The following is a 15,347-nucleotide window of genomic DNA, read 5'->3' as shown; positions in this document are numbered from 1 at the left end:
GTGTCGTCGCGCGCGAAGGCTCGACAAACCGTCTGAGGAAACATATCGGACCCACCATGCGGACACCTCGGAGACTTCGTCATGAGCACTACCAGTTCAACCCTCCACGATCACGACGAAGTCGGTCGCATTCTCATTGCTGTAGACGCTTCGCCCGCCTCTTTGCGCGCTGCGGCCTATGTTCAAGGCATTGCGGCGCCAGGGGCACACGTGCGAATCATCAGTGTGGCTGAAGATCCACGCAGGCTGATTCCGTTGGATCCACTTGTCGGAGTGGATCTCAGCCCGGTGCGCGACGAGTTGCTGCGCGGTGCCGCGGATGCGGTCACTCAGGCACAGAGCATATTTTCGAGCGGCGAGACGGTTGTCGACACGGAGGTGATCGATCTTTCCATGCAGGGTCGGGATCTAGCCTACGCACTGCTTGAAGCAGCGCGGACGTGGCGAGCCGATCTCCTCGTGGTTGGCACCCGACAGAACCGTCGGCTGCTACGCTGGCTGGAAGGAACAGTCTCTGAACCTCTGGCGCGAATCTGCCCGTGCTCGATTCTAGTTGTTCCAGCTTCTTATGAAAGAGATACCTGCGGCGGTCCGAAGCGAATGCTCTTCGCCGTCGACGGTAGCTCACCATCGCGGCATGCGCTTCGATACGGATTAAAACTCGCCACGAAGCAGACGTCCTTGCGTATTGTAAATATTCTTGATCAGGCGGTGAGGATGAGCGATTTTGTGCCACTTCCTCTGCTTGAAGATGCACTTGTCAAAGAGGGCAATGCAGCACTTGCGGCGGCAGCGGAGTTGCTGGCCGGATTACGAATCGAGGCGGAATCCGCGATGATCAGCACGGAAAGAACCGGCGACGATGTGCCCCACGCCATCGTGAGGGAGGCAGATCATTGGAACGCCGATCTGGTCGTCATGGGCACACACGGCCGGCGTGGTATCTCGCGCTGGCTGCTGGGTAGCGTGGCGAGCCGCGTACTGCGTATCACCCACGTGCCGGTGTTGCTCGTCCGCCCGATCGAAGCCTGAAACAGGCTCCGGTCGCGGTGAAAGCTTGGGCGAAATGATTTACTTGTGTTCCGATTGGATAAGCTCGTGCCAGCACCGCTGGCGATCCACTACTTAGGTATGTCATTCCGCTGAACCGGTTGCCGCACCTGTTGCCGTGTCGCCTCTGTCTGCCATTCGCGCCACAGCGCCATCAGAACAGCCAGTATGGCGGGCCCAAGGAACAATCCGATCAGACCGAATGCGGCGAGTCCACCAAGCACACCAAACATGACGAGCAGAAATGGAATGCGTGCGCTGCTGCTAATCACAAACGGCCTTATCAGATTGTCTACCCAGCTAATGACCAGCATTCCCCAGAGCAATAACCCGACTCCGGCCACCGTGCGGCCCGCAAATAGAAGGCCGACCGCCACCGGCACCCATACCAATGGCGTGCCAAAAGGAATCAATGCTACGAGAGCAGTGATCCCTGCCAGCGTGACGGGCGCAGTTACGCCTGCGGCCCAGTAACCCAGCCCGGCCAACACTGCCTGCGCGATTGCTGTCAGCACAATGCCGTAGACGACGGATCGGGTCATGCTGCCGATCGCGGTGAGATAGTCGTCAAGGCGCTCGCCAAGGAAAGGCCGCAAAGCCTGCCGTATCTGATTCAGGAGACTTTCTCCATCGCGATACGCAAAAAACAGCGTCACGAGAGCAAACCCCAGCTTTGTGGCGTTCCGGGCCGCACTTCCGAGGAGGTCACCAATTTCGCTTGTCCAGCGATTCGCCCATTCTGAGAGTTGGGAGCGGATGGCAGGGGGATCAATCTCCACATGATCGAGAAACGCCTGCAACGAGGACCCGATCCAGGGGATGCGCGCCAGAAAATCGGGTAAGTCGCGAGGACGATCGGAGAAGTAGGCGACGATAGCCCGGCTGGCGTCCCTTAGATCTTCTGTCAACGGCTTCATCAGCCAGACGACTGGCAGTATGCACGCACACGTCAGGAGAAGGGTCATCAGCAGCGCGCTAGTACCCGCGCTTTCGCGGAGCAGGCGTCGCAAACGGCTGTAGGCGGGCCAGGTGACATACGAAATAATCAGCGCCCACGCGACCGGAACTAGAAAAGGGCGCAGAACCATGAACCCCAAAGCTACCAGACCAGCCAGAAGCAGTGCTAGCACGACATGCTTTCCCGATCGCATTGAGCGCTCCCGTTCGTGGATTCGGCGTTTCTGTATCCGGGCAGTCATCGCAGGCCGAAACAATGCATCCAGATGCGAGACCGGAGACCATATGATCTGTCGCTACCCGCACGTTACTGCTTGATAAAGGTCAATCAGCGAGTCTGACCCGCACCGATACTGGCACTTGCCGCGTACCGCTTCAATGCGACGTTCGTCGACTCTCGTACAGAAGGATCGGTCCATGTTGACTCCGACGCGCACGATTTGCCCTGGGGCAGAGGGTTCCAACACATGGCACGCAATGCAGGTCGCGGCCATCGCCATGCAACTGGGCACCGATTGCGAGGATGGCCTGACACTGGCAGAGGCGCACCGGCGCCTCGCCAAAGACGGGCCGAACGAGATTCGTGAGCAGCGGCGCCGGGGCGTCCTTGACATGCTGATCTGTCAGTTCAAGGACTTCATGATCGTCGCTCTGTTGGCGGCGGCTCTCGTGTCGGGCCTGATCGGCGAGGCTGCGGACGCGCTCGTGATCGTCGCGATCGTGTTGCTTAACGGCACAGTCGGCTTCATCCAGGACTATCGCGCCGAGCGTGTGATGGCGTCGCTCGCACAACTCGCCAGGTTGCAGGCGACAGTCATTCGCGAAGGCGAATGTCAAACGGTTCCGGCATCGGGCATTGTGCAGGGCGACGTCGTTTTGCTGGATACCGGTTCTACCGTTCCCGTCGATCTTCGTCTTGCCGAGGCGTCCGGGCTGAAGATCGCCGAAGCAGTTCTCACTGGGGAGTCGGTGCCGGTAGAGAAGGGCACCGCGTCGCTTGACGACGCTTCGCTACAACTCGCCGACCGGACAAATATGGCTTTCAAGGGCACTGTTGTCACCTACGGTCGAGCACGAGGTATTGCCGTTGCTACCGGCATGGCCACCGAACTCGGCAAGATCGCCGGGATGATCGAAGCGGCACCTGTAGTCCAGACGCCGCTGCAAAAGCGTCTTGCAGCGTTTGGGCGCCGGTTGGCCATGATGATTCTTGTGATCTGCGCGATCATCTTTGCGACAGGTGTGCTGCGGGGCGAGCCAGTGCTGCTCATGCTTCTCACGAGCCTGAGTCTTGCCGTCGCCGCTATCCCTGAAGCTTTACCCGCAGTGGTGACCGTGATGCTTGCCCTTGGTGCGCGCAATATGGCACGACACAATGCCCTGGTGCGACGTTTGCCTGCGGTCGAAACCTTGGGGTCCGTGAGCTGGATCTGTACCGACAAGACTGGCACATTGACCCTGAACGAGATGTGCACAACTGAGCTCTACGCTGATGGCGTGCGGTTACCCATCGCATCGTTCGATACAAAAAGGCCCGTTACGAGATGCTTGCTGGAGGCATTGGCGTTATGCAACAACGTTAGCCGCGCTGCGGGCGGGGAGGTCGCAGGCGATCCGACCGAGGTTGCGTTGTGGAGAGTGGCCGCTGACGCTGGCTTCGACAAGAGCGCGCTCGAAGTCACGAGCCCGCGCTTCCTGGAGTTCCCGTTTGACTCCGATCGCAAGCGGATGACAACGATTCACCGCAGCGGAACCGGATTTATTGCTTACACGAAGGGCGCACCGGAGACGGTCATTGAACGTTGCAACGCGTCCCTGTCAGATCATGGGATGGTCGCTGTGGACCACGAACGCGTGCTGGCGGCGGCGGAGGCGATGGCGGATAGTGGTCTTCGTGTACTCGCCGTCGCGAGCCGGAAGTGGGACAGTCTGCCTGCCGGTCACGATATAGAAGAAATCGAATGCGGCCTCACTTTGCTTGGCCTGGCTGGCATGCGTGATCCGCCGCGGCCCGACGTACGGCAGGCAGTCAAGGCTTGCAGATCGGCAGGGATCACACCCGTAATGGTCACGGGGGATCACCCTGTAACCGCGTGTGCTATCGCCCGCGAACTTGGCATTCTCGCCCCCGGGGACACCGTGTTGACCGGCCAGGAACTCAGTCGACTCACGGATGAAGCGCTAGTCGCGCAGGTTGTGCATACCCGCGTGTTTGCCCGGGTGGACCCGGCGCAAAAAATCAGGATCGTCGAGGCCGTTCGGGCGCATGGCCAGTTCGTCGCGATGACCGGTGATGGCGTGAACGACGCGCCGGCGCTCGCCGGCGCGGATATCGGCATTGCGATGGGAAAAAAGGGCACCGATGTTGCGCGGGATGCGGCCAGTATCGTGCTGCTGGACGACAACTTCGCCACCATCGTCGGTGCCGTCGAAGAGGGGCGGCGAATCTTCGATAATGTACGCAAGTTCATTCGCTACGCCTTGACGTGCAATTCGGCCGAGATATGGACTATTTTTCTCGCGCCTTTTCTCGGCCTGCCGATTCCCTTGCTTCCCATACACATCCTGTGGATTAACCTGGTCACCGATGGACTGCCGGGGCTGGCACTGGCGGCCGAACCGGCGGAGAAGGGCGTCATGCTACGGCCACCACGGCCCCCAGGGGAAAGCGTCTTTGCCCGCGGCATGTGGCAGCACATCGTATGGGTTGGGCTCGCAATGGCCGGTGTCACGCTGCTCACGCAGGCATACGCCATTCACGTCGCTTCGGCACATTGGCAGACCATGACCTTTACGGTGCTCACGCTCTCCCAGATGGGGCACGTACTTGCCATCCGATCGGAGCAAGCGTCGTTTTTCGCGCGGGGAGCGCGTTCAAACATGCCCCTTGTGGGCGCGGTGCTGCTCACCTTTGCGCTTCAACTGGCGACGATCTATGTACCCATGTTGAACACCGTTTTCCGGACGACCGCGCTTAATATGACTGAGCTGGCAATGTGTGTTCTGCTCTCCAGTGTGGTGTTCGTTCTGGTCGAGCTCGAGAAACACCTTATCCGCCGGGGACTTCTATACCGTTGAAACCCGCATCAAACAAACCCGTGCCGATCGCCAGTATTTGTGCGCCATCGCGCAGCAGAAAAAGTGCGTCGAGTTGCTTGCGGCGTGCGAAATCCAGGCCTTTCTGAGGCCCCAACACCATGAGAGCGGTTGCATAAGCATCCGCGTCCATGCAGGACCTTGCCAGCACTGTGACCGACGCGACCCCGTTGCATAAAGGCTCACCTGTGCGCGGATCCACGACATGCGAGATGCGCTTGCCCTCGCATTCCCTCCAGTGACGATAGTCCCCGGAAGTTGCGACAGCGACATCCGTGAGTTCGATCACGCCGAGCGCCTCCCGGCGTTCATAGTCGGGACGCTCGATTGCGATTGCCCACAATGCCTGGCCAGGCTTTGTGCCTCGCGCACGCATCTCACCGTCGATTCCGACAAGCCACGACCGAACGTCATGACTGTCCAGCACACGCGCCAATTCGTCTACGCCGAAGCCTTTGGCGATACCGCACAAGTCGAGGCTCACGTGCGCCTGCTTGCGAGCGCGACACTGCTCGACGTCGACGTCGAGCAGTTCGACCAGCGGGCGTCGGGGTCGTTCGCGCGAGTCTTCCCGCATGGTTGGCCGCGGCGCGTTGGATGGGCCGAAGCCCCACTGATCCACCACATCGCCGACACCTGCGTTGAACGCATTGTCTGTCTCGCGCCCCATCGCCGTCGCGCGCACCAGCACCGTCGCAAGATTGCGGGATATCGGCACCCAGACGTCGGGCTCGGCTCTATTCAACCGTGTCAAATCGGAACTGTCCTTCCAGTTCGACATTTCCTCGTCTACCGCTCGTACCGCCGCATCCAGTTCAGAAGCGATCAGGGCGCGGTCCAACCCCGCCGGCGCGTAGCATTGCACGCTGTATCGGGTGCCCATCGTCGGTCCGTTGAACGTATAGCGCTCGGGACAACCGGCCATCGGTCCTTCAATAGACATCTTCGACATATCTTCCCTTCAATCTCATCTCGTTCACGGAAAGGCCGGAGCCATCCAGAATGTGTTCCCACGCTCGGGCCACGCCGTTGGCCATGTCTCTGCCTCCGCACACCATGATCTGCGCTCCGCTGGCGACGAGTTCACGAAGCGTTGGCGCGTCGGCCATGAGTCGCTCCTGCACGTAGGTCTTCCGTACGGGGCACGAGAAGGCGGTCTTGAAAGTTGTCAGCCGGCGGTTGCCGACCAGGTTCTGCAACTCTTCGTCGTACAGGAACGCCTCGCCTGAGCGTCTGGCGCCAAAATACAGATGCATGGGCCGCCCCGCCGAGTTTTGCCGGATGAAGCCAACGAATGGGCTGATGCCCGTCCCGGCGCCGATAAGAATGATTGGCGCCTCTCCCGCCGCAGGTCTGAACGCAGGGTTCCGGCGAATGAACGCCTGAATCGCGTTGCCGGGCTGCAAAGCTGTCAGATAGCCAGAGCAGGCCCCATGCGCATGCCTGCGCACGCAGATTTCGATAAAACCATCTCGCGAAGCGCTCGCGAGCGAGTAGAACCTCGGCACGGTGTCGCCGGGCGGGATCACCCCGAGCAGGTCGCCCGCGTCGAATGACGGCAGAGCCCTTTGCAGCGGGGTGTGCCACCGCCGATTGCGCGGTGTGCTGCGGACAAAGCGCAACACCGACGTGACACTTCCAGAGTCGAGTCCATAGTCCTTGCGCTCCACAAGCGTCAGGGAGACGGTGCGCGGTAGCGACGGCTGGTAGCGCACGTCGAGTCGCACGTCGAGTGCGATACCCAGTCGCTCGCTCCACGTCCTGAACGTGCTCTCCGACTGCCGGTCAACGCTGCTGCACTCGATGAGCGCCTGGCCGCCTTTGGCGATCAACGCATCGTGCACGGTTTGCGCATAACCACAGAAATGGGGGAACTGGCGATCTCCAAAACCGAGGACGGCAAACGTTGGTGGAACATAGTCGTTCATGCTCGCGAGCTTGCTCAAATACTGCGTGGCGTTGGACGGTGCCTCACCATCGCCATACGTCGAAGTCAGTACGATCAGGCGTTGCGCCTTGCAGTGGCGTGATGAAAGATCGTTCATCGGCGCTATATGCACGCGAAAATTCGCGCGCGTCAGCGCCTGATGAATTGCGGCAGCGAACGCCCAGGTGCTGTTTCCTTCGCTTCCCACGAGAATGACCGTATCGGCCTGACCCGCGCTCACGTTGTCTGGAACTTTTACCGTCGCGCGGCGACGCCGCACCCATAGCCATACTCCAGTAATCGCCAAAACCGGCACCGACGCGCTCGCAAGCCCGAGGATCAGCGCGAGCCACCACAGTCCCTCGCCCGTATGCAGCATGAACACGACCTCGTGAAAACGCTGCCAAGCGTCATTGGGCTGCCACGCGAGCCATTTCCCTGACGACGGGTCGATGTAGCCGGTGCCGCTCGATGTCCGCAACGCGTAGACATCGCCCGGGTTCTGGGGGGAGGGCAACATCAGTTCACGCAGGTCGGTTACATCGACGTTCCTGAGCGCAGCAACGCGATTCACTGTAAGCGGGGCGCCGGTGCTCACGGAGGCCGGAAACGGAAGTTGCGCCGTGGCTCGTTCGGGGATCACCTCGAAGGTCGTCAACGACAGGACGAGCCCTGTTGCAGCCGAGAGCGTCAGCCCGAGAATGGCGACGCGGGCAACCTCATTGTGGATTCGCTGCAGACCGCTACCCCGAATGCGGCCGAACAGCTTCGCCCATCCGCCCATACGGCGTTCGAGTAGCGCAAGGCCGGATGCGGCCAGCAGCACCATCAAACCTGCCCCGACGCCGGTTGCGACGCGCCCCGCATCGCCTATGAGCAGCTTGCGGTGCAGATTGGTCAGCCAGCGCATGGTGGTCGATGGCGTATAAGGTTCGATACCGTCACCTGTCACGGGATCGATGCTGGCGGCGCCAGACTCGCCGCCTGAAGAGTAATAGGCAATGACGGCGCCCGAGGGCTTTCGCACGATTTTCTCGAGGCCGGGGTAATGGGCCTTCACACGTGCGGCGAGCGTCGCTGCGTCGAGCGAATGCTGGCTAACCTGAACTACGCCTGCGCGTTCGATCACAGGGTTCAGAGACAGCATCGCACCGGAGATCGCCGTGACCATCAGGACGAGGGCGGCGATCAGTCCGGGCAACGAATGAAGCTTGCGAAGCATGGCATCCCTCACAACGTATAGCGAAACGCCTTCACATAGCCGCGCCCTCTGACAGACTTTCCGGTTCCCGATGTCGTCAATGGAACGACCACCTCGGACGGGTTCTCGTTCATGTTCTCCACTGCGGTATCCACGTGAATTTCGTAGCCGGCGTCGATTAGCGTATCGGCAAGATCGAGCGTTGCCTTCAGCGTCCTGCCGGCACCAACGCTCGCACCCGTAATGCCGTCGATCCTTGCCGCGCCATTTCCCGTCATCCGGTACCAGGCGCTCAGGTGCCTGTAGTACTTCGCCTTCTCGCCTGCCATCCACAGCGTGCCCTGATAGCGGCCAGCCCGGTCGGTGACGTACATCACCACGTACGCACCGTCACCGCCGTAATTGGTTAATTGCGCTTCAATCGTGACGGGGCGGGCGAACGCCAGCGAGGGAATCGCGAGTGCACCGGCAAGCGCAGCAATAGGGAATGTGTATTTCATGATCTGTCCTCTTCAATAGTGGCTACGCCGGGCGAGACGGCGCACTTACCCTGCGTCAGCGTTGATTTGCGTATGACGAAAGTGTGTTGCGACGACGGTTTTCGCAGGTCAGCGGATCTGAACCTGCGGCCGGCTCCCCGGGGTCAATAGCCCATTGGATGGCTGCGCGCCGCTTGCCGCGTTACCCGGTTTATCGTTGGGCGCGCGCGGTCCTGCCGCAGCCGGTCGCGGGCCGCTCCGGTCCTCGTGCTCACCGCCGTCTTCACCGTGGCGCTCGTCCTGGGCGTCGCCATCGGTTTTCAGCCGGATGATCGCGAGCGTGGCCGGATCGACTTTGGCTTTGAAGTGCCGCCCCTGCGCGTCGAGTCCACGGATCTCGTAGCAACCGTCATCCGTTCTGACCCGACTCACGTTCCAGCCTTGTTTTCTGGCTAGCGCATCGATCTCGCTGACCGGTTTCCAGTTCGTGAGCGGTGCGGTGCAGTCGTCGTCCGCCTGCGCCAGTTGGGCGACGCCAGCGCATAGCGCGACAAGGGATACGATGGCAATGCTTCTTCGGAGCGGTGGTCGTTTCATGACGGGGAGTGTGGTTTTGTCCTGACAGGCTCTACAATGCGGCCCATACCTGAAGCCAGCCTTGCGAACGAAAAGATTTTTCTTCAGCCTGGCGTAAGCTTGGCGTAGCACAGTTTGCGATAACAACCGCCGGGACTATCGCATGAGAGTACTGCTTGTCGAGGACGATCCGCTGCTCGGCCAAGCCGTTCGGGACCAGATCACGCGGGACGGACATTCCACCGACTACGTCACGACCCTGGGCGACGCCCGGCGCTACGTGCAAGCCGCGAACTACGACCTGATCCTGCTGGACCTGCTGCTGCCGGACGGCAAGGGAATCGATTTTCTGCGTGAATTGCGTGTATCCGGCTCTTCGGTACCCGTGGTGATCCTGACTGCGCTCGACCAGGTCGCCAACCGCATCGCCGGATTAAACGCTGGCGCCGACGACTACCTTGTCAAGCCATTCGATCTATCCGAGCTCACCGCGCGCGTCAACGCCGTTGCGCGCCGGTATTCAGGCAATCCCAACCCATTTGTCACACTGGGCAATTTGCAGATCGATCTGGCCGCCCACAGCATCCGTCGAGAAGGCCGTTCCATTTCCCTTACCGCCAGCGAATGGGCATTGCTCGAGGCGTTCATTCAGCGACAGGGCATGATTCTTTCAAAGGCGCAGCTGGAAGAGCGCCTTTACTCGTTTAACGCCGAAATCGGCAGCAACACCATCGAGGTGCACATGAGCCGGCTGCGCAAGAAGCTGGGGGGCGACCTGATCGAGACGGCGCGTGGCCTCGGCTACAAACTCAGGCAGTGCTAGCGATGCTGCACAGCCTCCAGGCGCGCCTCGCAGTAGCGCTTGCCGTTGGCCTGGCCGCACTGTCGCTCCTTGTAGGAGCAGCGGCGTTTCATGTCCTGCAAGACGAAATCGACCGGATCTCGGATAGCGCCTTGCAGGAGACGGCGCAGCGGCTCGTGCCGCTGGCCGTCACGGATATCCTTGATCTAAGTACGCAAGGCAGCACCGGACAGCGCGTAGCGGCCGTACGCGCGCACGACGAGTTGCTCACCTATATCGTGCGCGACCAAACCGGCAAGACCGTCCTGCAGTCTCATGATGCGGACCCTGGGGTCTTCCCGGCTGATCTGAAGGCAGGCTTCACGTCGACGCCCAGCCACCGGATTTATACGGAAACGGTCTTGCAAGGAACGGTCCTGCTCGCGATTGCGGAACCCCTGGTTGAGCGCCGTCACGTCAGCACCCGGGCGGCACTTGCGGTGATCGAGCCGCTCCTTGTTCTCATCTTGCTTGGCCTCGTCGGCACGTGGCTGATCGTGAAGACAGGATTGCGTCCGATCAGCCGGTTTTGCGAGGGTGTTGCCTCTAGGGGTCGCGACGATCTCACTCCGCTCGCCAAGGCCGGCATGCCTACGGAAATCGAGCCAATAGCTGACGCGGTCAACGACCTGATGCAGCGGCTTGACCGGGCACTGAGCGCCGAGCGCAGCTTCACGGCCAACAGCGCACACGAGCTTCGCACGCCGATTGCCGCAGCACTTGCGCAAACGCAACGCCTGATAGCCGAGGCACAAGGCACGCCAATCGAGCAACGTGCGCGAAACGTCGAGATCACTTTGCAGACGCTCGTGCGACTCAGCGAAAAGCTCATGCAACTGGCCCGGGCAGAAGGCGCCCGCGTCCTCTCTGATATCGCGCAAGACTTGCGGCCCGTCCTTCAACTCGTGGTCGACGATGTCCGGCGCATTGCACGATCTAATGAACTCGCACTGAGCCTGCCCGATGAACCCGTATTGTCGCGAATCGACCAGGACGCTTTCGCCATTCTTGCGCGCAACCTTATTGAAAACGCCGTCAAGCACGGTACGGACGCAACGGCCGTTCGTATCATGCTCACGAGCGGCGGCACCTTGAGCGTCCGGAACCGGGGGCCTGTCGTACCCTCGGAGACGCTCGCGCGCCTGAGCCAGCCGTTCGAACGCGGGGCCACAACAGCGAAGGGAAGCGGCCTGGGGCTGGCAATCGTCAATGCGATCGCCCAGGCGGCCGGCGCACGACTCACGCTAGGTTCGCCGGCCGCCGGCATGCCGGACGGCTTTGAAGCCGTCGTGGAGGGACTGGCAATACCTGATTCGCCACCAGTCTTTCGCGAGAGAGTCCGCTAGCCAGGGCTGAAATCAAGGCCACTGCTGCAAACAGCAGGTCTGGCCAAGCCACTTTCTATAAATATGGATGCCTTATCAATAAAACGGGGTGGCATCCCAGACAACGAGCGTGGCGTATCTATCCTGGTAACTCAGTGAGTGGCGTGGCTCAGGGTCGGTCCGCCTTGACGAGCGCAGCCAGCTTTTCCCGCTCGGTAGCGACGTCCTCCTTATCGTCGGACGGCCAGTCGAGAACAACTCCATCGTTGAGGGATTCCCGTACCAGCGACGAATAATCCCACTTGCTCAGCTTCCCCGATTGCAGCGCCTGTCTGATATCTCGTCGGAGATCCACCGGGAAGCTTGCATAGGCGCCTGATAATGCCGCGTACTGTCGGGCATCGATTTCGGCAGACGAGTGAAGTGAGGCCCAAGATACGACGGCGACGATTGCCATGAACGGCACAGCCGTGTAGCGGAGTATGAACTTGATGGGCGTCATTGCAGATTTTCGGGAAGATGCTTGAGCCACGACCGGGTTGATCCAACGTTTGATCTGCTGCATCGCATCGGCAGGAAGCAGCCGAGTGGCGGGACGATCTGCGACAAGCCGCAGGCCGAGCGTCTGGTGCGCGCTGAGCGAACCCGGAACGACGCCGGATGCCTGTCGAATGTATCTGACTTCGGTGAGGTTGACGCGCGGCACTTTGACACACAAATCAGTCGACCTGGCAGGCTTCATAAAGCTGACTATACTGAAAGGAGTCACCTGGATTCAGGTGTGCCCGGCTCAAGCGGTGTGCTCTGGCAGGACTTCAAGACGAGCAGACCTGGCCGCGGGGAGAAACGTATGTTCAAGCATCTGCTGGTGCCAACCGATGGTTCGACACTTTCTGACGCTGCCATCCAGATGGCGGTGACGCTTGCCACGGAAAGCGGCGCAAAGATCACCGGGCTCCATGTCATTCCAGAATTCCATGTCCTCGCGTATGGCACCGAAATGATCGCCGACACGGAAGATCGAGTCATTCAGGTTACTCGACAGCATGCGGATAACTATCTGCTGGCCGTCACAAAAGCGGCGACCCAGGCCGGTGTCGAGTGCGATACGGTTACCAGAAACCACGCTCACCCGTATGAGGCGATTATCAGCGTGGCAGCGCAACGAAGCTGTGATCTCATTGTCATGGCATCCCATGGCCGAGGCGGCATGCGTGCCTTATTGCTCGGCAGTGAGACCCTGAAGGTGCTGACGCACTGTCGGATCCCGGTCCTCGTCGTCCGGGAGCCGACGCAGACCGGTGCGGGCCATGTTGTGGAATCCAGCAGGCAGCCGTCTGAATAAAAGCCTTCTCCGCTCCGGACGTACAGCGTAGCCCATGCCTTGGTCGCAGCCTTCCCGGTGCGTGTTTTCCCCATAGCCTGAACCGCTGCGATGGCCGGTTACGGTGACTGTGGACTTCAGGTTTTCACCCATGCGCGGGAAACGTCGACTGACGCGCTGGGCGGGTTCGGGATTCAGTCGGCACGTGCGCTGCCCAGCCCCCACACCGCGACAATTACCAGAAAGATCGCGCAGGAGCCCCACTGGGTCAAGACGCTTGACCATGCCAACGCTGGATCTGAAGTTACTTCTTCGGTATGGCCGGCCCTACGCAAAAGCGCACCGGGTGCGGGCTTCGACTGCTGTTCCACGGTCCTTATAAACATCAGCGTGGCGTACTGGAGTCGTCATCACACTTGGTTCCCGCGCGGAACCCTCAACCACGAACACTGTCTGCGGCGTATGTCACGGCTGGTGATCATGGCTTGAGCATCGTACGTTTCACACGAAGCGCGGCGAGAATGCCTCTCAGGATATCGATGGGGGGCGGCGGACAACCCGGCACCGTGACGTCGACAGGAAAAAGCTTCGAGAGCGGTCCGCACACGGCGTAGCTTTCCTTGAACATGCCTCCGGTGCAGGCGCACTCGCCAACTGCGACGACCAGCTTCGGATGCGGCGTTGCCTCGTAGGCCCGCAGCACTGCTTCCTTCATGTTCAGTGTCAGCGGGCCAGTGACGAGCAGCATGTCGGCGTGACGGGGACTCGCGACGAACTTGATACCCAGACCTTCGATGTTGTAGTACGGATTGTTGAGCGCATGGATTTCCAGTTCGCAGCCGTTGCAGGAGCCCGCATCAATCTCGCGAATGCATAGCGCCCGACCGAGCACGTCGAGTATTTCCTGCTGGATACGGTGCCCTTCGGACCGCCATGCTTCATCGCCATCGGTCAGGCGTTGAGTCGGTGTGCCGGTTGTCGCGATCTGTTTGAGAAGTTGCCACATTACAGGTCGTGTCCCGCGTAGTTCAGATTGAACGACTTGTTGATCAGCGGGAAATCCGGAACGATATTGCCGATGATCGCGTGCTCCAGAGCCGGCCAGTTCTGCCACGACGGGTCATGGCAGTGACAGCGCGAAATGGTTCCGTCTGGCCCGGTCTCGAGTGCGATGAATACATCGCCCCGCCAGCCTTCGATCCAACCGACCCCGCAGGATGGCGAGCCACTGTATTCGACCCGGGAGACGATGTCACCACCAGGCAGATCGGCCAGGAGGGTCCGGATCAACCGAGTGGACTCGTAGATTTCGTTGAACCTGACGGCGGTCCGGGCTGCCACATCGCCCCGGTCATCGCTGACCATCTGCACCTGAACCTCGTGGTAGGGCGCGTAAGGGTGATCGATACGCACGTCGATTTTCCGGCCGCTCGCACGTCCGACCGGCCCGCACACACCGAAGTGCTCCGCCAATTTTGCGGAAAGTATGCCCGTACCTGCAAAGCGATCCTGCAGTCCCGATTGATCCTCGTAGATGCGCTGCATGACGCGGACTTGTGTGTCGATCTGATCGCACTGCGTCAGCATCGAGGTGACGAAGCGCGCATCGAGGTCCGTTGACAAGCCCCCGGGAACGATCCGGTCCATTAGATAGCGATGCCCGAAAGCCAGATTGTTCAGGCGTAGCCAGTCTTCCTTCAGACGGGAGAACTGCGAGAGACCATACGCGAACCCCGCGTCGTTGCCGAGCGCGCCAAGATCGCCCAGGTGATTGGCAATGCGCTCGCGCTCGAGCAATAGCGCACGCAGCCACTGCGCGCGTGGCGGAATCCGTCCATTCAACGCGCGCTCGACCGCCATACAATAGGCCCACGTAAAGGCGACCGTGGTGTCTCCGGCGATGCGTCCTGCGAGACGGTGTCCGTCGAGCGCGGGCATGTGTTCGAATAGCCGCTCGATTCCCCGGTGCGCATAGCCCAGCCGTTCCTCGAGGCGCAACACCTTTTCGCCGACGACCGAGAAGCGGAAGTGTCCGGGCTCGATGACGCCGGCGTGAATCGGACCGACGGCAATCTCGTGGACACCGTCACCATCGACATGGACGAACGGATAGTCCGCTTCCTGGATCTGAAACTGCTCGGTCCCGGAAGACAATTTCTGCAACGGGAAGTAATCGGCAGGCCAGTTGCCGTGATTCAGCCACGGCCGCGTATCGTCGGCGCCGATCGCGCGCAGCCCGACCAGATCGTAGACGGCCCGTTGCATGCGTGTCGCGCACGGAAAGAGCGCCGATATATCCGGGTATCCGTCGCTGCGCCCATGCCCGTCGCCTACCGGCAACTTAAGCCACAAGATGCCGTCTTCCATCGCGTAAGCGACAGAGATAGTGAATGTGCCCGGAGTCTCTTCGGCACCCCACAGGGAGATCAGACGGCCACCCGTCTCGCGCACGGTGCCGGCGGTGCGGCTCCAGGTGTCAAAATCGACACGTGCGAGAAAAGCCGAGGACCTGCCCGCAAACACGGACAGGCGAACCAGGTCGGAAAACCCGAATGCCTCAATGCGCATGTG

At 60.7% G+C, this 15,347-nt stretch carries 13 protein-coding genes; 5 read left to right on the top strand and 8 right to left on the bottom strand.

Translation table 11 applies throughout. From position 1 onward, the window contains the following. Positions 1-81: 81 nt before the first annotated feature. A complete protein-coding gene (locus tag P0D68_RS24860) occupies positions 82-1,032 on the top strand; it encodes a universal stress protein (protein WP_091802637.1) in 951 nt (316 codons plus the stop codon). A gap of 89 nt (positions 1,033-1,121) precedes the next feature. On the opposite strand, the gene P0D68_RS24855 is transcribed toward P0D68_RS24860, so the two are convergent. After that, positions 1,122-2,180: an AI-2E family transporter gene (locus tag P0D68_RS24855; protein WP_408300881.1), complete on the bottom strand. Its 1,059-nt coding sequence runs from the start codon at positions 2,178-2,180 to the stop codon at positions 1,122-1,124. 244 nt (positions 2,181-2,424) lie between these two features. Between P0D68_RS24855 and P0D68_RS24850 the strand changes: the two genes are divergently transcribed. Then, positions 2,425-5,085, top strand: a complete 2,661-nt coding sequence (locus P0D68_RS24850) for a cation-translocating P-type ATPase (protein ID WP_408300879.1) — start codon at positions 2,425-2,427, stop codon at positions 5,083-5,085. On the opposite strand, the gene P0D68_RS24845 is transcribed toward P0D68_RS24850, so the two are convergent. The 4 genes from P0D68_RS24845 to P0D68_RS24830 all read right to left on the bottom strand — a co-directional run bounded on the left by P0D68_RS24845 (position 5,057) and on the right by P0D68_RS24830 (position 9,307). Continuing rightward, positions 5,057-6,055 carry an FAD:protein FMN transferase gene (locus P0D68_RS24845; RefSeq protein ID WP_408300877.1) on the bottom strand — a complete coding sequence of 333 codons (999 nt, stop codon included), beginning with the start codon at positions 6,053-6,055 and terminating at the stop codon, positions 5,057-5,059. The genes P0D68_RS24850 and P0D68_RS24845 overlap by 29 nt on opposite strands. Next, positions 6,036-8,252 carry a PepSY domain-containing protein gene (locus P0D68_RS24840; RefSeq protein ID WP_408300875.1) on the bottom strand — a complete coding sequence of 739 codons (2,217 nt, stop codon included), beginning with the start codon at positions 8,250-8,252 and terminating at the stop codon, positions 6,036-6,038. The genes P0D68_RS24845 and P0D68_RS24840 overlap by 20 nt, the downstream gene beginning before the upstream one ends. Before the next feature lie 8 nt (positions 8,253-8,260). Next, positions 8,261-8,731, bottom strand: coding sequence for a DUF2271 domain-containing protein (locus tag P0D68_RS24835; protein WP_087670468.1), 471 nt, complete (start codon positions 8,729-8,731; stop codon positions 8,261-8,263). A 108-nt stretch (positions 8,732-8,839) separates the two neighbouring features. Beyond that, positions 8,840-9,307: a PepSY domain-containing protein gene (locus P0D68_RS24830; RefSeq protein ID WP_091802627.1), complete on the bottom strand. Its 468-nt coding sequence runs from the start codon at positions 9,305-9,307 to the stop codon at positions 8,840-8,842. Positions 9,308-9,449: 142 nt separating this feature from the next. On the opposite strand from P0D68_RS24830, the gene P0D68_RS24825 reads away from it, so the two are divergent. Continuing rightward, a complete protein-coding gene (locus tag P0D68_RS24825; RefSeq protein WP_091802624.1) occupies positions 9,450-10,109 on the top strand; it encodes a response regulator in 660 nt (219 codons plus the stop codon). 2 nt (positions 10,110-10,111) lie between these two features. Next, positions 10,112-11,473: an ATP-binding protein gene (locus P0D68_RS24820; RefSeq protein WP_408468760.1), complete on the top strand. Its 1,362-nt coding sequence runs from the start codon at positions 10,112-10,114 to the stop codon at positions 11,471-11,473. A 148-nt stretch (positions 11,474-11,621) separates the two neighbouring features. Here P0D68_RS24820 and P0D68_RS24815 read toward each other — a convergent pair whose 3' ends face one another. Beyond that, positions 11,622-11,954 (bottom strand): hypothetical protein, encoded by a 333-nt coding sequence (locus P0D68_RS24815; RefSeq protein WP_091808781.1) that lies wholly within the window; start codon positions 11,952-11,954, stop codon positions 11,622-11,624. A 348-nt stretch (positions 11,955-12,302) separates the two neighbouring features. On the opposite strand from P0D68_RS24815, the gene P0D68_RS24810 reads away from it, so the two are divergent. Beyond that, the gene (locus P0D68_RS24810) at positions 12,303-12,797 is read left to right on the top strand and encodes a universal stress protein (protein WP_408300871.1); all 495 of its coding nucleotides are present in this window, start codon (positions 12,303-12,305) and stop codon (positions 12,795-12,797) included. Between the two features lie 457 nt (positions 12,798-13,254). On the opposite strand, the gene P0D68_RS24805 is transcribed toward P0D68_RS24810, so the two are convergent. Beyond that, positions 13,255-13,782 (bottom strand): NADH-quinone oxidoreductase subunit B family protein, encoded by a 528-nt coding sequence (locus tag P0D68_RS24805; RefSeq protein WP_408300869.1) that lies wholly within the window; start codon positions 13,780-13,782, stop codon positions 13,255-13,257. After that, entirely contained in the window at positions 13,782-15,344 is a 1,563-nt protein-coding gene (locus P0D68_RS24800; RefSeq protein WP_408300867.1) for a hydrogenase large subunit, read from the bottom strand. Before P0D68_RS24800 ends, P0D68_RS24805 begins: the two co-directional genes overlap by 1 nt. Positions 15,345-15,347 lie beyond the last annotated feature (3 nt).

This window comes from Paraburkholderia sp. RL17-380-BIE-A (assembly GCF_046028085.1).
GTDB lineage: Bacteria > Pseudomonadota > Gammaproteobacteria > Burkholderiales > Burkholderiaceae > Paraburkholderia.
The sequence above is the reverse complement of the archived record's forward strand: the minus strand, read 5'-3'. Positions and strand labels throughout refer to the sequence as shown.